Source organism: Niallia oryzisoli (genome assembly GCF_036670025.1).
Classification (GTDB): Bacteria; Bacillota; Bacilli; order Bacillales; family Cytobacillaceae; genus Bacillus_BD; species Bacillus_BD oryzisoli.
Window position 1 is genome coordinate 3,277,978 of the sequence record NZ_CP137640.1, and the last position, 23,593, is coordinate 3,301,570.

Here is a 23,593-nt window from a genome sequence, read left to right on the forward strand (position 1 = left end):
TTAGCTTACTCCCTTCCAGTCATCTTTAATTTCATCTAATACAGGCCACTTTGACTGGTCAGTATCAACAATTGTTTGGATCAGTGCAATCGTTTGTGGATCATTGAGGAAAAGTTCTGGATCATAGACTACTTCCTTAATATTCTTATAAAATTCTGTAGGGAGGGATAAATCAATCCATAATACTTCATAAAGTTCTGGTGATATTGGGTTTGCTTCATTGTATGCCTTAATCATTTCCCGTACCCAGGTCGTATCCCATCTTAATAGGTCGGCCATTGTTCCAGAGATTAATTTTCTTAAATCGCGTATCGGAAGGTCATAAGCAACACCGTCTAAGTCAATGATCCACATTCCATCAGCACCCATTTGTCCATTCGACCAGCCATAATCTTGATGAACTAATCCCCAGCTTTCATTTCCACTCTGCACTAAATTGTCGTAACCTGATTGTTTTAATCTTTCTAAACTATTAATAGCCTGTTGTTCAAACATATCAACAACATTTAATAAATGTGAGCTTGCCGGCAACTCGCTGTAAGCGTTTGCGATACTTCGAAACCACTCCATTTTATTGATAACTTTTTGATAAGATTTTGGCCATTTGTATAATCTTGAAGCAATCTCTGCATGTTCAGGCGGTACATACCCTTTACTTAATCGGTGAAATTCTCCGAGCGCACGACAAAGGTGCCTCGCTCCTTCAAGATCCTTTGTAACAGGAAATAACGGCTCAATCCACTCAGCAACAAACCATAGTTTCCCGCCTGCTTCAACATAATTTTGGCCATCCTTTGTTTGGACAATCGGGGGTACTTTTGCTTTCTGTACATCTACTAAGTATTCCTGTGCCCCTAGACTAAATAAACTGCGGGTTGGTCTGCGATGTAATAGCTTTAAACTTTTTGGTCCTGAGCTTGTCTCAAGCTTCCAAATAGCTCCCCCCTTATCCGCCTTTGTTGTAATGACAACCATGCTCTTTACAGAAAGGTCATAATGCTCTAGTACCTTCATCCCAATATTTGTTATATACTCAGGTACATAAAATTCCTCATGGATGGTTTCATCGACTTCCCACGGTACAATTAATTCCTCTTCCATAATGCGCCTCCTTAATGAGTCAAATTTTCTTTCGAGCAATACTATGCAAATCATTTATTTTGCATTCCCCATTTGGACTAGAACTTCTAGTGTATTTTGTAACATGATATCTTTTTCCGGGCACATGCTCTTAAATTATTTTATGAATTCAAGGGGCGACTTGTTTGGACAACTCCCCCTTCATTTTTAATTTTTCAAAAAAATGGCGAATTTTAGATATTTGGCTCGTACCATTTCAAAATCAAAACATAGTATAGTAGGAACTTATGATCTTATGAATTCTAAAATGGAAAGGAAGCGAATTATGCAGAGTACCTCATGCAAAGTATTTATCACCGGATGCGCAGGCTTCATCGGTTTTCACCTGGCAAAGCGTTTGTTAGATGAGGGATTTAGAGTTCTTGGGATTGATAATATGAATAACTATTATGATAAAAGCTTAAAGGAAGCTCGTTTAACGATTCTGACAAAATACCCGCAATTTACATTTATCAAAGGATCAATGGAAAATCTAGAATTACTCGAAAGTTTGTTTGCCCAATTTATTCCAGATATCGTAATACATCTTGCAGCTCAGGCCGGTGTAAGATACAGCTTAACCAACCCAGAGGCATATATCCAATCCAACCTCATTGGCTTTTTTAATATACTGGAATGCTGTAAAAAATATAATACTTCACATCTCCTTTATGCATCTTCAAGCTCAGTATATGGCGGAAATGAGCAGACTCCTTTTTCAACAAAGGACCGTACTGACCAGCCTATCAGCCTTTATGCTGCAACGAAAAAAGCAAATGAATTAATCGCATACACTTACAGTCATCTTTATCAGATACCGACAACTGGATTGAGGTTCTTTACTGTCTATGGGCCTTGGGGAAGACCGGATATGGCCATATTCTCGTTTAGCCAGGCTATTATAAACCAGCAGCCCATTGATATTTATAATTATGGCAATATGAAACGGGACTTTACGTATATTGATGATGTGACGGAAGCAATTATCCGCCTTATGAAAAAAGGACCTCCAACAGCATCCGTACACCCCCCATATAAAGTCTATAACATTGGAAACCATCAGCCTGTACAGCTAAATGAAATGATTAAGCTGCTGGAGGAACAGTTGGGGATGAAAGCCATTAAGAATCCTATGCCAATTCAACCTGGGGATGTCCCAGTAACTTTTGCTGATATTGATGATTTAATCAAAGATATTCAGTTTGCACCGTCTATATCGATTAAAGAGGGGATGAAAAGGTTTGTTGAATGGTATAAAGAATACTACAATATTCCATAGCTGCTTTTTTCCTTAATGAAAAAACATGGACACTTTGCTTTCTAATTAATAGCAAAGTATCCATGCTTTTAACTGCTGCAGCCACCTGCACAACTGGAACAGCTTGAATCTCCAGAACCGCCGCCTGAGTCGTGGTTATTTGAACTACTGCAGGCAAATCCTGTACAGGAAGACGTGCTGCTGTTAGAGGGTACTTTATAATATTCACTAGGATACCACTCTTGCATCTGCTCCTGGTATTGATCATCTTCATATATGGAATAAAATACAGCTGCCCCTACTGCATATTGAAAAAAGTGTTGCTCTGAATGGGATGGAGGGATGGCAAGGGATTTCTTTCCTTGTTTCACATCATCAGAATAAAAGATTTCTTTTTTCATTTTATGGATGATGTCCTGCTTAATTTCCAGCCAAGCTGGATGTTCCCGAAAATATTTTCTGATCAAATCTTCCTCTGTCAGCTTCCGAAAATCATCAAGGATTTCACGGTTAATCGGATGCCTTAGAAAATCTCCCCATAATTTTCTGCTGTTTGGAGTTGATTCAAAAAAGCTTAAATAGACCCAGTCAAAAAAGCCTCTCTGGAATGACATTGGAGTATGTTCAGTATTTGGAATATGATGCAAAAACTCTTGATAAAAATTGTTTGAAAAAGTTTCATATTCTTTTGTAAACATCAACATTTCATGCCAAATTTCATCTACCCGTTCACTATACATTGGAACAGATTTAAGCAGACTATTAATTAGAAAAAAACGCTTCAGCTCAAAAAAAGTCCACTCAAAATCATATACAGACCACTGAGGATGGCTGTTAAGGATACGGTTTTTTACAGCTTCTTTATAAGAGTCTGGCAAAGCATTTTCAAGGGCATATATTAGCGGCAGGTACTTCTCATGTTGAATACCAAGTTGTTCCGGAATGGGATGATTCTTTAATTTTCTACTGTTTCCTTTAGAAGATAAGACAAGCAACATAATCACTACAATAAAAATTAGAATGAATACTCCTACAAGTCCATCAAGCATTTCCTCTCCCCTTTCATCTATCGTTTCAATTCCTTGTAATCAGAAATATTTAAAAATAATAACTATACAAAATATATATACGAATAAAATACAGTATAGTTTCACATCTTCAAACATTAAAAAAACACCTGAATAACAGGTGTTTTTATTTTTAACTAAGATCGATGTCTATTTAGAGCAAACAAGGTTATTCATTGAGGAGATTTCTCCTTGTTTTACTGCCATTTTATACTCATGTGAAAGATTGTCCATAATTTGTTGAACAGAGAGTATTTCCTTTATTTCATGAACTCTGGCCCCAGCAAATACCAATCCATTCTCTACATCCCCTGCAGCCACTTTATATAGTGAATCCAAAGTACAAAAACGGTAAGAACAGTTTTTCAAACAATCAAGGCATTTTTCTATTTTCAATTTCTTTTCCCCGGCAATCCTATCCGAAAATGAATTAGCAATTACTCTTCCGTGTAAGCCTACAGTTGTTTTGACAAGTAAGGTATCTGCTTGACCGGCATTAACATATTTTTGTTTAAAAGCTAATGGAGCATCACATTCATGACTAGCGACGAACCTAGTCCCCATTTGGACGCCCGACGCACCCATTTTAAGAGCTTTTGCGATGTCCTCGCCGTACATAATCCCGCCAGCAGCAATAACTGGAATAGATACGGCCTCTATCACCTCGGGCAGGATATCAAACATGGGTCTATCTGTCCCAAGATGTCCCCCTGCTTCAAATCCTTCTACCACAACAGCGGCTGCGCCGAGTTTTTGAGATATTCTTGCTAGTTTTGCAGAGGAGACAATTGATAATACTGGAATGCCCGCTTCCCTCCCCCAAGCATACATATCCCTTGAAATCCCTGCACCCGATATAATAAAATCTACTTTTTCCTCAAGAGCTGCTTTCATTTTCTCCGCAAAATCATTCAATGCAAACAGAACGTTGACCCCGATATAACCGCGTCCTTTAACGGCTGCTTTTGCTATTTTTATCTGTTTCTTCATTTCCTCAACAGAAATGCCTGTCCCTGAGATAATGCCAATTCCTCCAGCATTAGCAACAGCAGAAGCAAGCTTGCTTAGCGAAATCCCTACTCCCATTCCTCCCTGCAGAATTGGAAGTTTTGGCGTCATATGTCCTATTTGTAATTGTAGAAAATTCATTAATAATCCCCGTTTCATGTAATTATTTTGCTATAACTATCGTGAAGTGTAGCACGTGGTATTTTTAACTGGTAGTGACGTTTGTCATTAGGAAATAGAATCGGATAATTACCTTATTATCAAAGGAAATATAGTGTTTATAGAAAAAATAAAAAGAGACCTCATTGATTGAAGTCTCTTTCCTAATTTCTACCTTATCTAAATGAATTTTAATTGTGTATTTTGTCACAGCACGCGTTGTTTGTTTCGTCTATTCTAATTTTATTACCAAGCAACAGCCATCATCAAAAGAAACAAGATTAACAGATAGTTTACGGAATAAATAAACATCTGATTGGCCCATTTAATATCATTTTTCATAAAAAGACCGCGTATTCCCGTAACCATCCAGATAATGTTCATCACTGTTGCAATCACAACAAATGTTGTTCCAAGTGAGCCTAAAAAGAATGGCAGCGGGAACAGGCAAAGAATATAGACAACAATTTGACGCTTCGTAACTTCAAATCCATGGACAACCGGCAGCATGGCTACACCTGCCCGTTTGTAATCATCATATCTTCTCATCGCAATAGCAAATGTATGCGGCATTTGCCAAATAAAGATAATCAAAGCCAATGTAATAGGCACAATATGATAGCCTGGAGCAATGACCGTCCATCCCATTAAAGGTGTTACGGCACCGGATACAGCACCGATCATGGTATTTAGGGTGTACTTTCGTTTTGACCAAATGGTATAAAGAACGACATAGGTAAACCAGCCAATAAACGCATATACGACTGCTTCAACCGTTGTAAACAATAAAAAAGCGAAGCCGGCAATGGTAAAAATAATTCCCATCGTCAGTACAGCATTCATTGAGAAATTCCCGGTAACAGTCGGCCGATTCTTCGTTCTTTCCATCTCACGGTCAAGATCAACCTCATACCAATTATTAAGAGCTAAAGCACCAGCTATTACCAGCGTACTTCCAATCATTGTGATTAATAAGACATCCCAATATTCGAGAATAGAAGCATTGGTAAAGTACAATGCAAGCCAAAACCCGGTTAAAACCGGCATTACGTTTACGACTAAAACCAATCCTTTTAAAAGCGACGTCAAGTCCTGGATCATGGATTTGAACGTTCGCTCATTAACTTGATATGCCTTTTCATTTCGTTCTAAGGCAGTAGTAACAGTTTCCCTCATTTTGACTCTCCCCCTGATTTCTCCCATTAGGTCTATCTAGGAGCTTCTTTGTCGATCTATGTCCTAATTAGAAATCTATTAAATGACTAAATATGAATTTAAATTTCGCAATCTGAAATTAATACCTTTAACAACATTATTATGATATATTATACCTCATTTCGACAGCATTTTTCTATATTATTCTCTTCAAAATATTTTACCTAATTGTATGTTCTTAAGTCATTCGTACTGCTTCATTCATGTACTAAAAATTTAGCTATGGTTAAACTTAACAATCTAGTTTACAAATCACAAATGCTGTATTAAAGTTGTAACAAGCAAATAGTTCAATCATTTAACTATTAGAGAGGTGAACCATTTTTGGATGATAAGTCGATTAAAAAGTTAGTGGAGCAATATATTGATCTCAATTTTTCCATTGAAAAAAATGTTGTGAGCTTGATTAAAGGACAAATATGCGGGGACTTAACAAATGATCAACAGTATATGCTCAGGTACATAAATAAAGTAGAGATCTGTACCCCATCAGAGCTTGCTGAAATATTCAACGTGAAAAAAAGTGCGATTACAGCTATTATTAACCGCTTGTGGGATAAAGGCCTTATCAAGCGAACACGCGATGAAAAAGACCGCCGCATTATTTATTTGACGTTAACAGATGCAGGTAAAGAAGTTTTCACTCACTCGGATTCGAATATTCACAATTTAGTTGCGTCTTTTATTACACAATTTGATCAGGCAGAAATTGAAGCATTTATGAAAACCTATGAAAAACTAAATACAATTATATTAGCTGCAAAAGAAAATAAGTTGGGGGAATAAGCGTGAAAGCAATAATCAAAAGCAAATGGCTTGTCATCCTGGCATGGATTGCCGCAGCCGTTTGCTTATTTTTACTTGCACCAAATATGGGAGATCTTGTTCGTGAAAAAGGGGATATTACGGTTCCAGAAGGTTATTCTTCCACATTAGCTGGAGATATTTTAAAAGACGTGCAGAAGCAAGATAATACTGGGGATACTTCGACACTTGCTCTTGTGTTTCATAATAAAAAAGGTTTATCTGATAAAGATATTTCTGAAGCTGAAAAAGCGATTCAATTGCTTGAAAAAAACAAGAAAAAGCTAGGTATTACTGAAATATTAACGCATTTTAATGATGAATCGTTAAAGGATCAGCTCGTTTCTGAAGATGGAAAGACGATTTTAGTTTCGATTAAACACACCTGGAATGATGATATTAGTGCACAGGAGCTTCGTGTACGTTACAATCAGACACTTGATGAGATTAAGGTGGAACATTATTTCACTGGCGGCTGGATGATTAGTGAGGCCATGATTACAAGCTCGCAGGATGGTTTAAAGAAAACGGAAGGAATTACAGTGGTGTTTATTTTAGCTGTCTTGCTGCTCGTTTTTCGATCCGTTATTGCACCGCTCATCCCATTAGTAACTGTCGGAATCACCTATATTACATCACAATCCATCGTGGCCTTTTTAGTTGACTCGATGAACTTCCCTATTTCAAGCTATACACAAATATTTTTAGTAGCAGTCTTATTTGGAATTGGCACAGATTATTGTATTTTACTCTTAAGCCGTTATAAGGAAGAATTATCAGCCTATGAGACCATTGCCGATGCCATCATCGCAACCTATCGTAATGCCGGACGGACCGTTTTCTTTAGCGGATTGGCTGTTATGATCGGATTTGCAGCGATTGGCTTTTCCGAATTTCAACTCTATCAATCTGCAGCAGCTGTTGCCGTTGGGGTTGCAGTCTTATTAATCGCTTTGTTTACTGTTGTACCATTCTTTATGGCCGTTCTTGGACCTAAACTTTTCTGGCCATCCAAACGGACTGCCGAGCATAAGGAAAGCAAAATGTGGGAAGTTGCGGGCAAATTTTCCTTATCAAGACCATTGCTTTCATTAATACTAGTTGCGGTCATTTGTGTTCCGTTTCTTATCACATATGATGGTACACTTTCCTTTAACTCACTAGAAGAAGTTAGTGATGAAGTTCCTGCTATCAAAGGCTTTAACATTATTTCAGACAGCTTCAGTCCTGGTGAAGCTCTATCAACACAAGTAGTTATTCAAAATGATGAGAAAATGGACTCGATTGAATACTTCGAAATAATTGAGGCACTATTGCAAAATTTAGAAAAAGTTGATTTAGTCGATAAAGTTCGCTCAGCCACAAGACCAGTTGGTGAAACCATTGAAGAACTTTATCTTGCCAGCCAAGCTAAAACCTTGGAAGAAGGCCTTGGAGAAGGTAAAGATGGCATCGAGCAAATCAGTGAAGGACTTCATCAAGCGGAAAGCGAGCTCTCTTCTTCAGCACCCGACCTTGAAAATGCAACAGCTGGAATCGGTTCATTAGTATCCGGCACGAATGAACTTCAATCAGGTCTTACTGAAATTGAAGAAAACTTAGCAAAAATTGAAGACGGCATCCGTCAGGGAACTGCCGGCTCTACACAGATTAAGAATGGTCTTGCAGAAGCTAAGGCTGGTGCAGAGGAATTACTTACAGGACAGCAGCAGCTTTTAAAAGGGTATCAGGATGTCGGAACAAATTTGACTGCATTAAACAGCGGATATCAACAGATTGGGGAAGGCTTAACCCAATTGTCTAGTAATCTATCACAAATAACGCCGGAGGATTTTACAAAGCTGGAAGAAAACTATGAAGGAATCCTTTACTCACCTGAATATGGAAAAATTAAGGGCATTGTAACAGGTGTACAAGGATCGTTAACAGAGCTTACTTCAACAGTTACACAATTAAATGCAGGTCTTGCCCCACTTTCAGAGGGTGTAATTACTGCCAATACAAATTATGAGATTATTGTTGCCGGCCAGGAAGAATTGACAAATGGGCTTCAGGCGCTGATCGATGGAATTGAAGCACAGCAGGATGGGTTCGAGCAATTGGCGGATGGTCAAGGTCAAATTGTCAGCCATTTTCCAACTGTTACGGACGGCCTTTCAGAATTAAATAATGGACAAAAGCAATTACTTGATGGTTTCGGCGGCTTGGGTGATCAAATGAATGAGTTAACAGATGGTTTAGATAAAAGTGCAGACGGACTGGATCAAGTATCAGACGGATTAACATCTGCTCAGGACTATTTAAAAGGACTTACTGAAGCTTCAGCTTTTTATCTACCAAAGGAGATGTTAACAAGTGAAGAGTTTGCACCTGTTTTAAATACCTACTTCTCCCCTGATCGAAAAGTCATGACAATGGATGTTGTCTACAAAGCAAATCCATATTCTAATGAAGCCATTGATTCCATTGCGGATATAAAGAATATCATTGAACAGACAACAAAAGGTACAAAATTAGAAAATGCCAAAGTGGCTGTTGGCGGGATTACAAGTACGAATGCCGATTTACAAACGATGTCTAAAGGCGATTATTCAAAAACAGTCATTTATATGCTGCTCGGTATTTCGATTATTTTGATCTTCTTATTCCGCTCCATCATTATGCCTATTTACTTAATTGGTTCATTGATAATCACCTACTATACGGCCATGTCAATCAATGAAGTCATTTTTATGAATATCTTTAATTACACAGGAATTTCTTGGGCCGTACCATTCTTTGCCTTTGTTATTCTTATGGCACTTGGTGTTGACTATAGTATTTTCTTAATGGATCGTTTTAATGAGTATAAAGAACTTTCTGTCAGTGAAGCCATGCATTTGGCCATGAAGAAAATGGGAACCGTTATTATCTCAGCAGCCGTCATTTTAGGCGGTACATTTGCTGCCATGATGCCTTCAGGAATGCTTTCCTTACTGCAGATTGCTTCCATTATCCTAACAGGATTATTGCTATATGCATTTATCATCTTACCGCTGTTTGTTCCGGTAATGGTGAAAAACTTTGGAAAGGCAAACTGGTGGCCGTTTAAGCGTCCAACAAATTAGAAAATACTCTATTGGAAAAATCCCCTTCTGACTAGATGGGGATTTTTCCAATTTTGCTGTTGATTCTGGATTACTTTAACCCATTAATGGGATTGATGAAACGGCAATGCCGCCAATGATAACCTTGACAACAGATACCTTAGCCCCATTATACCTCTTCTCTTTGATAATTCGTTTTGCAGTCGATAAGAGATCGTTATTTACCCTCGTTTCACTGCCAAGACCTGCAAATTCGGTAAAATAATCTTCAAGATAAAGCAGTAAAGCGTATTCATCTGTGTTTATTTTTCTTATCGCATGACCTGGAAATTGTTCCATTTCCCTCTCCTCCTTTGAAAAATAGATATTTTGCTTTAGTGTCTTTCAAAGAAGGAAAGTTCATAACCCCTTTTTCTGATCTAACAAACGTTACTATAATTGCCAGTTGTTTGAATCGAAGATGACCGATACATTTAAATAATGTCACAGTCCAACCATATCAAATCATAAGGTAGTATAGAGTTTTTTGAAAAAGGAGGAAAAATGTATGTACCCAAGACACCCAAACAGTTTCCCGAACATGCACGCAGCCGCATACTATCCATGGCCGGTTTATCCATATGCTCCATATGAATACAGCAGAAGTTACCCCCTTACCCCTGATCCAGCTTTCCGACAACAGCATGTAAGAGGTCAGGCGTCATGGACGGATGGCGGTCCGGTCACAAAATGCAATATCCCTTGGTCAGATAATGAGTATATGACCGCATCCGTAGGAACTGATTCTCCTTATACTTGCGGCCAAACACTTAAAATACGTAATCTTGCAGCTTCAAGTCACAAAGAAATATTAGTAAAAGTGGTAGATCAGGTTAAGGGCTATCCAGCAAATAAAATCAATCTCCACCGAAAAGCATTCCAAGCACTTGGTGCAAATCCAAATGTCGGGGTGATTCCTGTAGAAATTACTCCATCACCTGAAGTGGCAGAGGAAGAATGGGGAAAATATTTAATTATCGTTACCCAGGCAGCATACCCTGGCTACCGGGTAACGGATTATAAATATATCGGAAAATCAACGGAATCTCCAACAAGAACTAAACAGAGCTATGAATTTGTGTTACAGTCACAACAAGAAACGATGAGAGTGCAAGGAAATGTATGGTATAATCCAAAAACAAATCGGGTCATTTCATTTGACCTTAATGAAGTGCATTAAAGTGACTATGTTTGTATTCAATGGATATGGAATTTATCCATTGAATACAAACACACTTAGTGTTGTTTTTTCAGCAGTTCCTCATTCATTTAATCTTCATCTTAATCCAAAGTTGTTAAAACAGGAAATTTTTTCGTAAAAAAGGGCTATGGGATAGCCCTTTTTTATTTTCTTAATCATCAGGATGCACCTTGAAAGGATTGACGGTGAAATAGACCGATGTGGCGAAACCAATCCTCGCCACGTTTAGGGATGTCCGCTTCTGTCTTTAATTTTATATACATTGCCCTGTATGGCTCTGGTACCACTTTATATTGATGAATATATTCCGTTTTGTTAAAGCCGCATTTCAGCCAGAAACGAATACGCTCCTCGTTTTCTTGTGTATCGTCCGCTTCTGCTTCTATCACAATCCCGTCAAATTTCCCAGTTTCCATAGCCCATTTTTTTAGATATTGGACCATTGTCCTTCCAATTCCCTCGTTTCTCCTTTTTTTACTTACCGCAAGATAATCGATTAAAAGCACCTCTAGTTGCGGCAGCTTGCCTGTTAACGCGATTACTTGAACCCCCGTATGATCTCTCCCGATGTGAAAGAAGCACGGAGATTTTAGAAACATATTGCGAATGATATGTTTTTGTTTCCCATTTTTCTTTCCAAATGCTGCTTCATAAATCGGACACCAAACTTCCCAAACTTCATCATCCCAATAATCTATAGTGATGAATTCCAATGACGATCAACTCCAAATAATATCAATTAGTTTCATTCGATCTTCTATAGAAATAATATAGATTTTACATCAAAAATCATATATAAAATTTTTCTTACTTTTTTCATTAAAATTCTTTCTTTTATTTTGATTATCGTGTAGAATAACACTATCATCTTAGTTTTTATATTTAACACTATCTATATATTATTTATATAAATAAGTATATTTACGAAATTTTGCTTCACAGTTATTTCATACATTTTTCACATATTTGTCGTATGAATGCAATTTTAGACACAGTTTGTTCACAATTTAGTGCATAAATCATTTCGTATATTCCCTTTTCTCTGTAGAGTTGATCAGCATAACCACGCTTAATTCTATCTTTTTTATCATGCTTATATTATTTTCATAAAATGTCCATTTTTATGTAAGCACTTTCATGGTAGAATTAACTCGAATACAAAAGAAAGAGGGAATAGAATATGAAAGAAACTTGCAGTAAATGCCAAGCAGTATTTAAAGAGGACGATCAAGTCGTATTAGACATTTTTAGCAAAGTAACTCATGTTGACTGTTGGGATGATAACCCTGGTTTTGTTGTAACTGAAGGAGAATACAAAGATATCTCTGAATCTTATGCTAATCTAGTTGATGGTTAATCCAACTATTAATAGAAAAATTATCTCTATATATCCTAAAAAAGTTAGCCAGGGTTTAAAAATGATCCCTGGCTTTTATATATTTTTTCGCATTTTGCCTATACAGACTAATGCTGCGTCTCCTGCTCCTTTTGTCTGAGCATAATTTTAACACCCTTGTCAGAAATATTATTTAATTCATTCGACACTGCTTCATATAATGACATGGATGATGAATAATTTCCTTTTTGTAATTCTTGATAAATATAATTTGCGAGTTGCTGTCGCTTTACGTCCATTTCTTTATCTTCTAATGCCATACAAACTCCCCCTTCACTAATAAAAGTTTACGCCTCCGTAGATTTATTTTTTGACTGTCTCCTTTTCATTATTCGTTTTACAATAAATCTTATTTGAAAATACTGCTATGGGAATTGGCGTGTTAGGAGATTAAGTCTGTTTTATATAGATTAATCTTAGTATACTTATAATAAGATTCTAATAGGTGTTATTCACGCAGCAAATTTTATTTTAAGGGACGTTTTCATGTATTATTACTTTGTTGAAGAAAAAATCAAAAAAGCGGTTGATAACGGAGATTTTGACGATCTGCCGGGCATGGGAAAACCACTTGATTATTCAGATGACTTACCTGGATTATCACCCGAATTAAAAATGGGCTATCGAATGCTGAAAAATGCTGGTTATCTTTCGGAAGAAAAAAGTAAAAAGAATTCAGCGATTACGTTTGAAGATTTAATCAGTACGGCAACTGACGGACTTGATAAAGGTGATTACCAAAAAAAGATGAAATTTGACGAGTTCGTTGTCGAAAGAAAATTACGCTCTAATGTAAAGTTTATCGAGTACGCAAACAAAATTTATCAAAAATTATTTAAATAACAATCCCAGGGAGTTTTGGCATCTGTTTATAACCATGCCGACTCCCATTTACATTGTGCTCATTAATCATATAATTTTTTATGTCTCACGGTAATATCTAACGCTTGAATCGATCCTTCTAATTCCTTGGACATTGCTTGACTAAATTCCATTGAGGATTGATAATAGCCTTCCTGCATTTCTTGAAAAATCTGTTCAGCAAATTGCTGTCTTTTATCATCTGACAGCTCTGTCCAATGTTCTTCCATCTAATAACCTCCTTAAGATGAAACTCCCCTTCTATCCTTTCCCAATAGATAAAGAATATGTTATTACTTTTCAAGGATTTATAGTTATATATGGAGAATTCTTTATCAAACAAACATTTACTATCAAAAAGGGGAAAATACAATGAAAGAACTTGTTAGTACATGCTGCGAATGCGGCAAGGATATTTATTGCTTAAATGGATTTTTCAACGGAGTTCTTACTGATGATAAGAAAACACTTTGTTATGATTGTGCCGAAGAAAGATAAAAATCCGCAGACTAATCAGCGGATTTTTATCTTTCTGTTAGGACTTTAAGATACACTGGAGGTCAGTCCAGTTAATCAGCCTCGTCAAGGAGATGTCGCGGTTATAGGATTGGTCCTTCACTATTACCTTAACTGCATCGTTAGAAAGAGTATTCAAAACGGCAGGTTTATCATCAAAGTAATAATCAAGCTGTAATTCTTGAATAATGTTCACTTTTTCATCATCCTGCATGCCATAGAAAAAATGGTCATCCTGCACAGGAAAACCCTGTTCCTTCATCCAAGCTTTCGTACGTTCTCCATGTTCTTTTGGTCTTGATGTAATATAGTAAATTTCATGTCCTTCGTTTACCAATTGGTTTAATGTATCCACTGCATCAGGAAATGGCGGGCAATTCGTATAGTAAATTTCCTCGAGTGTGTTGTTCCACATTTCTTTTCCTTCTTCATCAGTTAAACCAAATGGTTCATGAATTTCAACCCTTTTTAAAGCATGAAAATCATCCAATGATATATTTTGCTTTAATCTTTTATTATAGATGTGAAAGGCATGTTCCCTTAAATTAATTAACGTATCATCAATATCAAATCCAAATTTCATATTCATTTCCCTCAATAATCATTTTATTTTTCCTTTAATTTCTTTAAGATAAGGCATTGTCAAAAATAATTGTAATATGGTGTATTCTGTAAGTCAAAAGTGAACCAATACTAACCCTATACAATAGTATCTATTTTTTCATGAGATTTCTATAGAAATTACCAATTTACAACGGACTTATTTTAATTGTAAAATAGAAATATTGATTTTTTACAAAGAGGTTAATGAAATGAGTACTGTTTATCGACAAGAAATCATTGAATCAATGATAGAAATACATAGAAAAGCATTAATTGAAACGGGTTTAAAGCATGGTTTTAATAGTGCAAAAACACTTACTGCCAGTCAAAAGCTTGATGAATTAATTTTACAGTATCAAAAACAAAAAGGTTAAATTGCCTGAGTTTGAGTGTTCGATATGTAACAAAAAGGATTGCAGAATTTCTGCAATCCTTTTTTATATTAGCGTACTGTTTTTAAAGCAGTTGACCATGAAACGACTTGATCTAACATAGCGTTAACATTTTCAAGATGTAAATCAGCTGGTTTGAAATCTGTTCCGTTCTCGAAATCTGTAAATAATGATAATGCTGGATGTACACGAACATCAGCAACAGATAATTCCCCTAAAATGCCACGTAAATGTTCAGCAGCACGAGCTCCTCCTACAGAACCATAGCTCACAATACCAGCCGCTTTATTATTCCATTCTTCGCGCGCCCAATCTAATGCATTCTTTAATGCTCCTGAAATGCTGTGATTATATTCTTGAACAATAAAAACAAATCCATCTAAGCTGCTAAGCTTCTCAGACCAAGCTTTGATTCCAGGCTCTGTACCGTCTGTTTCCCATAAAAGCGGCAATTTAAAATCTGCAATATCAACGATTTCGTAATTTGCATCACCGCGTTTATCAGCAATTTCTTTTACCCATTCTCCAACTTGCGGACTTACACGTCCTTGTCTTGTACTTCCTAAGATAATTCCAATGTTTAATTTTGTCATTGTTTCTTCCTCCCTCGTTTTTGCAGTTCCAAATAATTTATCTAATAACCCCATTCCTGCTCCTCCCCGTTTTCTTAGTTGAAAACCTTCTAGTTGTCTAGAATTAAAAAATCTCTAAATAAATTATTTTTAATTCGAGATAATAATATAAAAAATATTGCTCATTGTCAACCATATTATTCAATTATCTCTATGAACATAGTCTAATCTAGGTTTCTCCTTTCAAAAAAAATAAAACCTATCCACATTTGCGAATAGGTTATCTATAATTTTCCTGATTTGTTTAAATCAAACATTTAAATTTATAGAGACAGCTTTCTCTAATCGTCATGCATAAAATGTGTTATTGTATGACCTTCTGTCATTTTTCATTTCACTGTTTTTATTAAAAGTTAATGACTAACATCATGATTTCAAAAGCTATCCCTTGTATTTAGCCCCGCCTACGCTAAATACGATGATGGCCACGCGTGCCATCCAACCTAAGTTAATCTTATCAGAAAGCGCTTTCAAATTCAATTATTTTTATATAACATTTTTCGACATAATTATATATCCATACCTTTTAGTTTGTTATGAATCCATTCCTCGATGTTCAATCGGTTCAAATATACATGAATTGAAAACTTTCCTGAGGTTCAAAATAACTAATAAAACCAGTTATTCACTGTTTTAGGAGGTATCTACATGACAAAGGAAAGAAGAAATAAACCGTTTTATAAAAAATGGTGGGTATGGCTCGTGGCATTATTATTAATTATTGCGTTCTCTTCTTTCGGGGATGATGAGGGCACTGATACTGCTGTAGAGGATACAGCGGATCAATCGGGAGAACAAGCCACAAAAGAGACCGAAACGGAGAGTCCTAATGCCCCTCCGGAAGAAGAGAGAAAAGAAGCTTCTCCTTCAAGTGAGCCTAAGGCTAGTGGGAAAATAACAAAAGGAACCTATAAGGTTGGGACAGAAATTCCAGCAGGTGAGTATTTAGTCTTTTCAAAAGGATTTGCTTATATTGAAAGCGCCTCGGACAGCACCGGGCAATTAGAAAGTATTATTTTTAATGAAAATTTAAGTAATGGAGCCCACGCATATGTAACCATTCATGACGGGGAATATTTTAAACTTCAAGATGCAGAAATGTACCCTGTAGCAACAGCCCCTTCTGTCAAACCAGAAGATGGTGTTTATGAAAATGGTATGTACAAAGTAGGACAGGACATACCCGCTGGGGAGTACAAAGTTGTTTTAGACAGTTCAATTGGAATGGGTTATCTAGAGGTTAGTTCCGACAGCAGTCATCAATTGACAAGTATCGTAACAAATGAAAATGTACAAGCTGATATGTACATTACAGTTACAGATGGACAATACTTAACACTTCAAGATGTAAAAATAGAAACATAACCTGGTCTTTTTTCATCAAATGAAGCAAAAAAAGATGCAGCTTCTCCAAAACAGAAATTGCATCTTTTTATAATAAACTATTTTCGATCAATAATTTTATTTCCATAATAATCTTCCTGGAATTGTGATAATTTTTTGACTTCCCTCACTTTATCTTTTATTTCTACAGGAATATATTTTACTTTATCCAACATTTGTAGAATCGTTGTATATCTTAATTTAAGCTCCTCATTCGTTACAGCAGGATCCTGCTTCCGCTCTTCTGCCTCTTCGAATTGCGCAAGCGCAGTCGCCATTTGATAATAATCCTTTTTAATTTCAGATTTTCTATCTTCTGTTTTGGAAATCAATGCTTCGTAATCCTCATTTAGAATATAACGAATATATGACTGCTCTTCCTTAGTTATTTCTCTACTGTATGAATTCTCATGTGTTGAATCTATTGAAGCCTGATTAGGAGAATTACAAGCAGTTACAAAAAACAATAGTAAAACTGTGAATATGATTCTTAACGACATAAAGTCCCCTCCCAATGACATTCTACCATGATAAGGAAGCAGAAAGGATAAATTTTTACAAAATTCGCGGTTTTTTCCAACAAAATAAACCATTACAATAAAAAGTCGCAATATTTATATCACTATTTAATTCGACATAATGATGTAAAAAGGTGTCGTAAGTTTGAATTTTATAAAAATAAATTTAACAGCAAATACATGTTATACTGAACTTGAAATTAGGATATACAATTTTATTTGGAAAAGAAAGAGGGGGGATCATTAATGCTATTAGAAAACCTCATTTATCATTTTACATTGGAAAAGAAACGTAAACCGATATATGTCAATGAGTTATTGGACTATGCGCAAAAAGGTTATATTTATGGCAAACTCTCTATTGTAGAATATAAACAGCTCTTTTCTGAATTGACTAAACAACATGCTGAAAAACCACAAAATTATTATATTAAGAGAAAACCCTATGAAACCTATTACTTTACAAGTTAAGCTAAAAAAACAACCACTTTATCCTGTTTAAATGACAAAAGGATAGTGGTTGTTTTTTGGTAAATACATATTTCTGAATGAAACTTACACGATTATAAAAAAGTGCTGGAGACAGGACTTGAACCTGCGACCCCTTCATTACGAGTGAAGTGCTCTACCAGCTGAGCTACACCAGCATAAAATAAAAATCGATTAGATTATTCACTTTTAAGACGATTCTATTATAGCGCTTCTATAGAAAAAGTAAATAGATAATCCCGATGTTCAAATTTTTTTACTAAATTGAAAATAAAAGCAATGGGAATCCCTAAGAATTCCCTGCTTTTTAACCACCTATTTTTTGTTTATCTCAATTAGAAAGGACTCAATAAAATAAGCAACTCCATCCTCATTATTCGATTTCGTAACAAAATCACAAGCATCTTTAATCTCCTGATCTGCATTCCCCATCGCCGCACTTAATCCCGCAATTTCAAGCATCGACATGTCATTATAATTATCACCAACTGCAGCACACTCTGCTACATCAATATGCAGCTCTTTAGCAAGTCTTTTTAATGCATTCCCTTTTGAAGCTTGCGTATGTTGAAGGTGAAAATTATGAACTCCTGATTGAACAATGGTTACATCAGGTAAATCCACAAACCGTGACCAGCCTTTTTTGAGCTTATCTTCATCGAAGGAATAAGCCAGTATATTATAAATATCGCTGTTCGTATCCTTCATCACATGATAGGACGGGATAAAAAGAAATGCCGATTGTCCAAATTGAATTTCTACTTCGAGTCGCAGCAAATCTATATCCAAATCAGGCTTAGTCTTTATTAGGCCCTCCATTTCTTTAAATAGAAGCTTTCGTCCATATTGCGGTGCACATATTTGATTATCGATAAAAGCCTCGTAGTACAGCTGTTGTTCTTCAAACACTTGAAGCATCGAAAGGGCCATTGACTTTTCAAGAGGAGCAGAATGAAAAAGTTCTCCGCTCGGAGTATGTATCGTTGCTCCATTTGTCCCGATAATCCAAGGATCCAGTGCGATATCTTTAATAATATTTTGCGCATCAAAGTTTGCCCGTCCTGTTGCAATTACCACTTCAATCCCATTTTGTTTTGCCGCTTGAATGGCGTCAATATTTCTTTGGCTGATATATTTTCCTTTGTTAAGTAAAGTACCATCTAAATCAATGGCAAGTAATTTGATCATTCCATCCTCTCCTCCCAATGAAATGTAACAAAAAATGCAGAAAAAACCAACATTTTCGTTTAATTAAATGTTCGTTGGCGGCATTTTCCCCATAATAATAGTATCATTAAATTAACATTGTGAAATAGAATGGTGGTTTTATAAATGGAAATTCGTCAATTATTATATTTTCTTGAAGTAGCCAAACAGAAAAACATGACAAAAGCAGCTGAAATTCTTCATGTTTCACAGCCTGCATTAAGTAAAATGGTTAAAAGTCTTGAAGAAGAGCTTGGCATGACTTTAATTATCCGTAGTAATAAATCAAGTGAAGTAACGGATTCCGGCTTAATTGTGATGGAATATGCAAAAAAGCTGCTTGCCCTTCTTGATGAAATGTCGATGACACTCGAGGATATGTCAAACTTGCAGCGGGGAATGATCCAAATCGGGATTCCTCCTATTGCAGGCAGCTTATTTTTCCCAAAAGTTTTAGCCCAATTTCATAAAGCTTTTCCTAATATAAAGATCAATATTACGGAATATGCGGCGCCACGGCTGACGAAAAAAGTGCTTGATGGTGAAATTGAACTTGGGATTGCTGTATTGCCGGTGCACGAAGATGACCTTGATGTCCTTCCTATTGTAAGCGAAGAGATGAAGCTGCTTGTCCAAAAGGATCATCCACTTGCTACTCGAGAGTCTGTTCATTTAAAGGAGCTTGAACATGAAGAATTTATTTTTTTCAGTGAGGACTTCGCTCTTCATGATATTATCTGGAAGCAATGTATTAGTGAAGGCTTCGAACCGAATATTCTATTTAAAAGCTCGCAGTGGGATTTTATGTCAGAAATTGTAGCAGCTAATTTAGGCGTTACTATTTTGCCAGAATCCATTTGTAACCGAGTTGAAAATGAACAAATCAAAATTCTCGATTTGATTCCAGCCACTCCATGGAATCTTGCTGTCGTGACCAAGAAAGATAAATACATTTCAAATGCCGCTCGAAAGTTTATTGCCTTTATTGTAAAACAAGAAAATTAGAATTCATGAAAACCTTTTCTTATAATAAAAAGCCCTTTCATAACTTTTGGTTATACCAATCATGAAATAATGGTATTTTACGATATGTCCAATACCAATTATAGTAAAAGTAACCAAACGGAATGATGAAGGAGTGAAGAAAATGAAAATCATGACAATCATTGTACAAATCTTGTTTATCCATGTATTTCTGTTTCTTGGATCAATGATAAAAGCGGTATTCCCCGTCCCTATTCCCGCTTCGATGGTAGGTTTGTTACTTCTCTTAGCAGCCCTACTGCTTAAAATCGTTAAATTAGAATGGATCGAACAAGGTGGCAACTGGTTGTTAGCTGAGCTTTTATTATTTTTTATTCCTTCTGCGGTTGGTATTGTGAATTATGATGAACTATTTAGCTGGCAGGGAATTGAATCGATTTTATTAGTAGGATTAAGTACCTTTATCGTCATCAGCTCTACTGCTTTTATCGCTGAGAAAGTAAATAATTTGAATGTGAGGGAACATGAATGAAGATAATTATTTGTACAGCTATTACGTTTTTTATCTATATGCTGGCGAAAAAGACATATAAAAAATGGTCATTCCCTCTTTTAAATCCATTAGTAGTTAGCACATTAGTTTTAATTGGAATTATTTCTCTTGTTGAAATTCCTGTGAACACTTATATATCAGATGCAAAATACATCACCCATATGTTGGGACCTGCAACGGTTGCCTTTGCAATTCCTATCTATAAGCACTTGCCGTTGTTAAAAAAATATTTTGGAAATATTCTTGTCAGTATTACATCCGGCACCTTTATTGCGATTATTTCATCCTTTGCTTTAGCATTTCTTGGTCATTTGCACCCGGATTTATTATTAAGCCTTTTACCGCGGTCGATTACTACGCCTGTTGCAATTGAAATCTCAAAAGACATCGGCGGGCTTCCTTCCTTAACAACTATTTTTGTGATTGTAACCGGCATTATAGGAGGTATCATTGGCCCATATATTATTAAATGGTTTTCCATTCAATCTCCAATTGCGAGGGGCCTGGCGCTTGGTATGGGTGCACATGGTTCCGGTACAAGTGCAGCGATGGAATACGGTGAAAAAGAAGCAACCTTTTCAATGATTGCAATGATTTTTGCTGCTTGGATATCTTTATTCTGGGTTAATTCCCTTATCCCTACATTAATGACAATTATGCCATGATGCTTTGAAAAAATGACTTTCTTTTTTCAAAGCATCATGTTTTTTTTATTATCCTATTTCAAGTTATTGCTTTTACGATGAATAGTGTCGGCAAATCTTCGGAAGCAGCCGGTCAAAATCATGGGCAGATAATGCTTGATCTCCATTCTCTTTTACCCAATCATTGGCACAAGCCCCATGAATAAATACTGCATTAGCAACAGCCGCTTTTATACTCTGATGTGTTCCGATACTTGCCAACAGCATTCCTGTCAGTGTATCACCAGTACCACCTTTTGATAAAGCTCGGTTTCCCGTCAAATTGATAACTCCCGTTCCATCTGGATAGGCGATAACCGTATATTTTCCTTTTAAAACAACCATTAATCCGTTTTCGACAGCATATTGTGAGGCGAAAGAAATGCGATTTTTTTGGATTTCCACTGATCGTTTCCCAGTTAATCGGCTGAATTCCCCCGGATGCGGTGTAATAATGACCGGGGCTTGTCTATCATTATATTTTCGCTGGCTTAAGGCTCCAGCATCAAGAATGATGGCAACAGGCTGATCTAATAAGTCTTTAATAAAGGTTTCAAGCTCATCATCCGGATTAAGACCAGGCCCAATAGCAACCGACAAGTATTGATCAGCAATACCAGCGGATTTAACATCAAAGGAAAATGTTGCTTCAGGTGCAAGCGGTCCAATTATCGTTGATGCATGTTTAGTTGTCGCAATTGTTAGCTTCCCAGTCCCAAATCTTAATGCCCCAATGGCTGCTAATGCTGCACTCCCAGGCATTTCATCACTGCCCGCAATCAATAGATTTGTTCCAAAGGTGCCTTTATGTGTATTACCTGTAGGCTTTGGCAACGTTTTCCTAACATCTTCATCCCTCCACACTCTCCACCCGCTATCTTGCCGAATACCAATGTCAATGACTGAAACTTCACCATAATTTTGACTGGAAGGAAATAGGAAGGCAGATGGCTTAAAGCCGTGCAGCGCGTATGTATAATCAGCTTGTACAGCATACTCATCGATATCCCCCTCATCAGAAGAAACACCCGTTGGCAGATCAATCGCAGCCACTTTGGCACCCGATTGGTTAATCCAAGCAGTTATTTGCGCCAAATTCTCTCGTAATGGCAATTGACTTCCAACTCCTAATAAAGCATCAATCACCCAATCGGCCTTTAGATCAAATGAAAATTCACTGACTTCATACCCGCATGCTTGATAAAAAGCAAGATGCTCAAGGGCCGTTGGTGTTTTTGGTTCTCCGGTTGGAAAAACTAGCTTAACGTGATTGCCGTTATTTTTTAAATAACGAGTAAGTACAATCCCATCCCCTCCGTTATTTCCTTTCCCGGCCAGAATCAACACTTTTTCCGATTTGTTTAATAAAGGCATCAATTTGCGATAGATGCCGTTACCTGCATTCTCCATCAATGCAAAAAGCGACATTCCCATTTGTTCTGCTCGTTTGTCGATTGCTTTTATTTGTTGACTCGTGTAAAGATGCATTTTTACCCCCACTTTCCTTCTTCTTCTAATCCCATTATAATACTTTTGCTGCCTGTATGAGAAAATCAGTTTCATGGAAAGATAGTTGGTGTATAATGAGAAGGGTTAAAAAAGTTAACTAAATCTTATTGAAAGAGTTTATTGCGAAAGGATGCATTACATAGTGAATATAACTGAATATACAGTAGAACAAATAAAAGATCCCACAGGTATTTTAACGGGTGATCGTTATGAATTTTTCCTTACGGTTGAAGTTTCTGAGGATGATGAGCTGTACAATGAACATGGTTTACAAATAAAAGTGCTTTTATTTGTTGACGGTGAGCAAGCGAAAATATTAAATTATCACTTCTATGATAGCATTGATAACAAGTATTTGGATTTTGCCCTTGAAGATGACGAAGAGAAAATAGTTTATGATTTTTGCCTGAGTCATTACCATGAGGCAGAATAACAAAAAAAGGAATCCAGTGAATCGGATTCCTTTTTTGTTATTCTGCCTCGATATTTTTACCTTCTTCAACAATATGATACATGAGATGGGCTAGATGGTGGATCGGCGTATATGTATCTTCACCTTCATCCTCTCCCTCTACCCTTTCATCTTGAAATTCTAAATCATTTAAATATAACGCAGTAAATTGATAAAAGTCTCTCAAATCAAAGCCATAGCAGGCACTTGGATCTTCACTTTCATCTTCATATTGAAGGACCATGTAGGACTCAGACCCATCCTTGTCAACAGCATCAAAGAAAATGAAAAAGCCGACATTTGTATCTAGTTCAAATAGGTGCCTTGTACCACCTTCAGTTCGATTGTTAAAATCATCCTCACTTAACTTTTGGACTGTCATCGTTTCAATTTGATCTTCTTGATGAAACTGGACTTTAAATGTTTTCATATTATGTACCTCCAAATCTTCACTAAAAACT

General features: G+C 36.5%; 28 protein-coding genes and 1 tRNA gene. 14 read left to right on the forward strand and 15 right to left on the reverse strand.

The features are described 5' to 3' along the window. A complete protein-coding gene (locus R4Z09_RS16490) occupies positions 1-1,101 on the reverse strand; it encodes a CotS family spore coat protein (protein ID WP_338447840.1) in 1,101 nt (366 codons plus the stop codon). Between the two features lie 304 nt (positions 1,102-1,405). Between R4Z09_RS16490 and R4Z09_RS16495 the strand changes: the two genes are divergently transcribed. Next, positions 1,406-2,398: an NAD-dependent epimerase gene (locus R4Z09_RS16495; RefSeq protein ID WP_338447841.1), complete on the forward strand. Its 993-nt coding sequence runs from the start codon at positions 1,406-1,408 to the stop codon at positions 2,396-2,398. A gap of 68 nt (positions 2,399-2,466) precedes the next feature. Here R4Z09_RS16495 and R4Z09_RS16500 read toward each other — a convergent pair whose 3' ends face one another. The 3 genes from R4Z09_RS16500 to cyoE form a co-directional block, all read right to left on the reverse strand. Beyond that, entirely contained in the window at positions 2,467-3,426 is a 960-nt protein-coding gene (locus R4Z09_RS16500; RefSeq protein WP_338447842.1) for a hypothetical protein, read from the reverse strand. A 168-nt stretch (positions 3,427-3,594) separates the two neighbouring features. Beyond that, positions 3,595-4,611 carry a nitronate monooxygenase gene (locus tag R4Z09_RS16505; protein ID WP_338447843.1) on the reverse strand — a complete coding sequence of 339 codons (1,017 nt, stop codon included), beginning with the start codon at positions 4,609-4,611 and terminating at the stop codon, positions 3,595-3,597. 246 nt (positions 4,612-4,857) lie between these two features. Continuing rightward, positions 4,858-5,787, reverse strand: coding sequence for a heme o synthase (cyoE, locus tag R4Z09_RS16510; protein WP_338447844.1), 930 nt, complete (start codon positions 5,785-5,787; stop codon positions 4,858-4,860). 363 nt (positions 5,788-6,150) lie between these two features. Between cyoE and R4Z09_RS16515 the strand changes: the two genes are divergently transcribed. After that, positions 6,151-6,612 carry a MarR family transcriptional regulator gene (locus R4Z09_RS16515; RefSeq protein ID WP_338447845.1) on the forward strand — a complete coding sequence of 154 codons (462 nt, stop codon included), beginning with the start codon at positions 6,151-6,153 and terminating at the stop codon, positions 6,610-6,612. Positions 6,613-6,614: 2 nt separating this feature from the next. Continuing rightward, complete coding sequence (locus R4Z09_RS16520) at positions 6,615-9,737, forward strand: MMPL family transporter (protein ID WP_338447846.1); 3,123 nt, start codon at positions 6,615-6,617, stop codon at positions 9,735-9,737. Positions 9,738-9,812: 75 nt separating this feature from the next. On the opposite strand, the gene R4Z09_RS16525 is transcribed toward R4Z09_RS16520, so the two are convergent. Next, the gene (locus R4Z09_RS16525) at positions 9,813-10,055 is read right to left on the reverse strand and encodes a hypothetical protein (protein ID WP_338447847.1); all 243 of its coding nucleotides are present in this window, start codon (positions 10,053-10,055) and stop codon (positions 9,813-9,815) included. A 208-nt stretch (positions 10,056-10,263) separates the two neighbouring features. On the opposite strand from R4Z09_RS16525, the gene R4Z09_RS16530 reads away from it, so the two are divergent. After that, on the forward strand, positions 10,264-10,935 hold the full coding sequence (locus R4Z09_RS16530) for a DUF3889 domain-containing protein (RefSeq protein ID WP_338447848.1): 672 nt from the start codon (positions 10,264-10,266) through the stop codon (positions 10,933-10,935). Positions 10,936-11,114: 179 nt separating this feature from the next. On the opposite strand, the gene R4Z09_RS16535 is transcribed toward R4Z09_RS16530, so the two are convergent. Next, a complete protein-coding gene (locus tag R4Z09_RS16535) occupies positions 11,115-11,669 on the reverse strand; it encodes a GNAT family N-acetyltransferase (protein ID WP_338447849.1) in 555 nt (184 codons plus the stop codon). Positions 11,670-12,136: 467 nt separating this feature from the next. Here R4Z09_RS16535 and R4Z09_RS16540 point away from each other — a divergent pair, with 467 nt between their 5' ends. Next, positions 12,137-12,313, forward strand: coding sequence for a hypothetical protein (locus R4Z09_RS16540; protein ID WP_338447850.1), 177 nt, complete (start codon positions 12,137-12,139; stop codon positions 12,311-12,313). Positions 12,314-12,420: 107 nt separating this feature from the next. Here R4Z09_RS16540 and R4Z09_RS16545 read toward each other — a convergent pair whose 3' ends face one another. Further along, positions 12,421-12,612, reverse strand: coding sequence for a hypothetical protein (locus R4Z09_RS16545; RefSeq protein ID WP_338447851.1), 192 nt, complete (start codon positions 12,610-12,612; stop codon positions 12,421-12,423). A gap of 226 nt (positions 12,613-12,838) precedes the next feature. Here R4Z09_RS16545 and R4Z09_RS16550 point away from each other — a divergent pair, with 226 nt between their 5' ends. Beyond that, positions 12,839-13,195, forward strand: coding sequence for a DnaJ family domain-containing protein (locus tag R4Z09_RS16550; RefSeq protein WP_338447852.1), 357 nt, complete (start codon positions 12,839-12,841; stop codon positions 13,193-13,195). Positions 13,196-13,257: 62 nt separating this feature from the next. Here the strand turns inward: R4Z09_RS16550 and R4Z09_RS16555 are convergent, their stop codons facing one another. Beyond that, positions 13,258-13,443 carry a hypothetical protein gene (locus R4Z09_RS16555; RefSeq protein ID WP_338447853.1) on the reverse strand — a complete coding sequence of 62 codons (186 nt, stop codon included), beginning with the start codon at positions 13,441-13,443 and terminating at the stop codon, positions 13,258-13,260. A 142-nt stretch (positions 13,444-13,585) separates the two neighbouring features. On the opposite strand from R4Z09_RS16555, the gene R4Z09_RS16560 reads away from it, so the two are divergent. Next, positions 13,586-13,711, forward strand: a complete 126-nt coding sequence (locus R4Z09_RS16560; RefSeq protein WP_338447854.1) for a hypothetical protein — start codon at positions 13,586-13,588, stop codon at positions 13,709-13,711. 37 nt (positions 13,712-13,748) lie between these two features. Here the strand turns inward: R4Z09_RS16560 and R4Z09_RS16565 are convergent, their stop codons facing one another. Further along, positions 13,749-14,312 carry a 5' nucleotidase, NT5C type gene (locus R4Z09_RS16565; protein WP_338447855.1) on the reverse strand — a complete coding sequence of 188 codons (564 nt, stop codon included), beginning with the start codon at positions 14,310-14,312 and terminating at the stop codon, positions 13,749-13,751. Positions 14,313-14,541: 229 nt separating this feature from the next. Here R4Z09_RS16565 and R4Z09_RS16570 point away from each other — a divergent pair, with 229 nt between their 5' ends. Next, a complete protein-coding gene (locus tag R4Z09_RS16570) occupies positions 14,542-14,706 on the forward strand; it encodes an aspartyl-phosphate phosphatase Spo0E family protein (RefSeq protein WP_338447856.1) in 165 nt (54 codons plus the stop codon). A gap of 68 nt (positions 14,707-14,774) precedes the next feature. On the opposite strand, the gene R4Z09_RS16575 is transcribed toward R4Z09_RS16570, so the two are convergent. Beyond that, a complete protein-coding gene (locus R4Z09_RS16575) occupies positions 14,775-15,371 on the reverse strand; it encodes an NADPH-dependent FMN reductase (RefSeq protein ID WP_338447857.1) in 597 nt (198 codons plus the stop codon). Positions 15,372-16,004: 633 nt separating this feature from the next. Here R4Z09_RS16575 and R4Z09_RS16580 point away from each other — a divergent pair. Beyond that, positions 16,005-16,721 carry a hypothetical protein gene (locus R4Z09_RS16580; RefSeq protein WP_338447858.1) on the forward strand — a complete coding sequence of 239 codons (717 nt, stop codon included), beginning with the start codon at positions 16,005-16,007 and terminating at the stop codon, positions 16,719-16,721. 77 nt (positions 16,722-16,798) lie between these two features. Here the strand turns inward: R4Z09_RS16580 and R4Z09_RS16585 are convergent, their stop codons facing one another. Next, on the reverse strand, positions 16,799-17,239 hold the full coding sequence (locus tag R4Z09_RS16585) for a hypothetical protein (protein WP_338447859.1): 441 nt from the start codon (positions 17,237-17,239) through the stop codon (positions 16,799-16,801). A 264-nt stretch (positions 17,240-17,503) separates the two neighbouring features. Between R4Z09_RS16585 and yppF the strand changes: the two genes are divergently transcribed. Beyond that, positions 17,504-17,728 carry a YppF family protein gene (gene yppF, locus R4Z09_RS16590; protein WP_338447860.1) on the forward strand — a complete coding sequence of 75 codons (225 nt, stop codon included), beginning with the start codon at positions 17,504-17,506 and terminating at the stop codon, positions 17,726-17,728. 103 nt (positions 17,729-17,831) lie between these two features. Here yppF and R4Z09_RS16595 read toward each other — a convergent pair. Then, positions 17,832-17,904, reverse strand: a tRNA-Thr gene (locus R4Z09_RS16595). Between the two features lie 157 nt (positions 17,905-18,061). Then, positions 18,062-18,934 (reverse strand): Cof-type HAD-IIB family hydrolase, encoded by an 873-nt coding sequence (locus R4Z09_RS16600; protein ID WP_338447861.1) that lies wholly within the window; start codon positions 18,932-18,934, stop codon positions 18,062-18,064. A 144-nt stretch (positions 18,935-19,078) separates the two neighbouring features. Here R4Z09_RS16600 and R4Z09_RS16605 point away from each other — a divergent pair, with 144 nt between their 5' ends. The 3 genes from R4Z09_RS16605 (at position 19,079) to R4Z09_RS16615 (ending at position 21,154) form a co-directional block, all read left to right on the forward strand. Further along, positions 19,079-19,957, forward strand: coding sequence for a LysR family transcriptional regulator (locus R4Z09_RS16605; RefSeq protein WP_338447862.1), 879 nt, complete (start codon positions 19,079-19,081; stop codon positions 19,955-19,957). 142 nt (positions 19,958-20,099) lie between these two features. Further along, positions 20,100-20,468 (forward strand): CidA/LrgA family holin-like protein, encoded by a 369-nt coding sequence (locus R4Z09_RS16610; protein WP_338447863.1) that lies wholly within the window; start codon positions 20,100-20,102, stop codon positions 20,466-20,468. After that, complete coding sequence (locus R4Z09_RS16615; RefSeq protein ID WP_338447864.1) at positions 20,465-21,154, forward strand: LrgB family protein; 690 nt, start codon at positions 20,465-20,467, stop codon at positions 21,152-21,154. The genes R4Z09_RS16610 and R4Z09_RS16615 overlap by 4 nt, the downstream gene beginning before the upstream one ends. A gap of 72 nt (positions 21,155-21,226) precedes the next feature. Here R4Z09_RS16615 and R4Z09_RS16620 read toward each other — a convergent pair whose 3' ends face one another. Next, positions 21,227-22,660, reverse strand: a complete 1,434-nt coding sequence (locus R4Z09_RS16620) for an NAD(P)H-hydrate dehydratase (RefSeq protein WP_338447865.1) — start codon at positions 22,658-22,660, stop codon at positions 21,227-21,229. Positions 22,661-22,823: 163 nt separating this feature from the next. On the opposite strand from R4Z09_RS16620, the gene R4Z09_RS16625 reads away from it, so the two are divergent. Next, the gene (locus tag R4Z09_RS16625; RefSeq protein WP_338447866.1) at positions 22,824-23,114 is read left to right on the forward strand and encodes a DUF6509 family protein; all 291 of its coding nucleotides are present in this window, start codon (positions 22,824-22,826) and stop codon (positions 23,112-23,114) included. Between the two features lie 37 nt (positions 23,115-23,151). Here the strand turns inward: R4Z09_RS16625 and R4Z09_RS16630 are convergent, their stop codons facing one another. Continuing rightward, positions 23,152-23,562, reverse strand: a complete 411-nt coding sequence (locus tag R4Z09_RS16630; protein ID WP_338447867.1) for a cytosolic protein — start codon at positions 23,560-23,562, stop codon at positions 23,152-23,154. Positions 23,563-23,593: the final 31 nt, after the last annotated feature.

Excerpts from the sequence above, each read along its gene's own strand:
- R4Z09_RS16505 (WP_338447843.1), bottom strand. The coding sequence starts at position 4,611 with ATGAAACGGGGATTATTAATGAATTTTCTACAATTACAAATAGGACAT.
- cyoE (WP_338447844.1), bottom strand. The coding sequence starts at position 5,787 with ATGAGGGAAACTGTTACTACTGCCTTAGAACGAAATGAAAAGGCATAT.
- yppF (WP_338447860.1), top strand. The coding sequence starts at position 17,504 with ATGCTATTAGAAAACCTCATTTATCATTTTACATTGGAAAAGAAACGT.
- R4Z09_RS16490 (WP_338447840.1), bottom strand. The coding sequence starts at position 1,101 with ATGGAAGAGGAATTAATTGTACCGTGGGAAGTCGATGAAACCATCCAT.
- R4Z09_RS16615 (WP_338447864.1), top strand. The coding sequence starts at position 20,465 with ATGAAGATAATTATTTGTACAGCTATTACGTTTTTTATCTATATGCTG.
- R4Z09_RS16530 (WP_338447848.1), top strand. The coding sequence starts at position 10,264 with ATGTACCCAAGACACCCAAACAGTTTCCCGAACATGCACGCAGCCGCA.
- R4Z09_RS16495 (WP_338447841.1), top strand. The coding sequence starts at position 1,406 with ATGCAGAGTACCTCATGCAAAGTATTTATCACCGGATGCGCAGGCTTC.
- R4Z09_RS16580 (WP_338447858.1), top strand. The coding sequence starts at position 16,005 with ATGACAAAGGAAAGAAGAAATAAACCGTTTTATAAAAAATGGTGGGTA.
- R4Z09_RS16610 (WP_338447863.1), top strand. The coding sequence starts at position 20,100 with ATGAAAATCATGACAATCATTGTACAAATCTTGTTTATCCATGTATTT.
- R4Z09_RS16575 (WP_338447857.1), bottom strand. The coding sequence starts at position 15,371 with ATGGGGTTATTAGATAAATTATTTGGAACTGCAAAAACGAGGGAGGAA.
- R4Z09_RS16605 (WP_338447862.1), top strand. The coding sequence starts at position 19,079 with ATGGAAATTCGTCAATTATTATATTTTCTTGAAGTAGCCAAACAGAAA.
- R4Z09_RS16525 (WP_338447847.1), bottom strand. The coding sequence starts at position 10,055 with ATGGAACAATTTCCAGGTCATGCGATAAGAAAAATAAACACAGATGAA.
- R4Z09_RS16540 (WP_338447850.1), top strand. The coding sequence starts at position 12,137 with ATGAAAGAAACTTGCAGTAAATGCCAAGCAGTATTTAAAGAGGACGAT.
- R4Z09_RS16570 (WP_338447856.1), top strand. The coding sequence starts at position 14,542 with ATGAGTACTGTTTATCGACAAGAAATCATTGAATCAATGATAGAAATA.
- R4Z09_RS16565 (WP_338447855.1), bottom strand. The coding sequence starts at position 14,312 with ATGAAATTTGGATTTGATATTGATGATACGTTAATTAATTTAAGGGAA.
- R4Z09_RS16585 (WP_338447859.1), bottom strand. The coding sequence starts at position 17,239 with ATGTCGTTAAGAATCATATTCACAGTTTTACTATTGTTTTTTGTAACT.
- R4Z09_RS16560 (WP_338447854.1), top strand. The coding sequence starts at position 13,586 with ATGAAAGAACTTGTTAGTACATGCTGCGAATGCGGCAAGGATATTTAT.
- R4Z09_RS16500 (WP_338447842.1), bottom strand. The coding sequence starts at position 3,426 with ATGCTTGATGGACTTGTAGGAGTATTCATTCTAATTTTTATTGTAGTG.
- R4Z09_RS16550 (WP_338447852.1), top strand. The coding sequence starts at position 12,839 with ATGTATTATTACTTTGTTGAAGAAAAAATCAAAAAAGCGGTTGATAAC.
- R4Z09_RS16545 (WP_338447851.1), bottom strand. The coding sequence starts at position 12,612 with ATGGCATTAGAAGATAAAGAAATGGACGTAAAGCGACAGCAACTCGCA.
- R4Z09_RS16555 (WP_338447853.1), bottom strand. The coding sequence starts at position 13,443 with ATGGAAGAACATTGGACAGAGCTGTCAGATGATAAAAGACAGCAATTT.
- R4Z09_RS16620 (WP_338447865.1), bottom strand. The coding sequence starts at position 22,660 with ATGCATCTTTACACGAGTCAACAAATAAAAGCAATCGACAAACGAGCA.
- R4Z09_RS16600 (WP_338447861.1), bottom strand. The coding sequence starts at position 18,934 with ATGATCAAATTACTTGCCATTGATTTAGATGGTACTTTACTTAACAAA.
- R4Z09_RS16630 (WP_338447867.1), bottom strand. The coding sequence starts at position 23,562 with ATGAAAACATTTAAAGTCCAGTTTCATCAAGAAGATCAAATTGAAACG.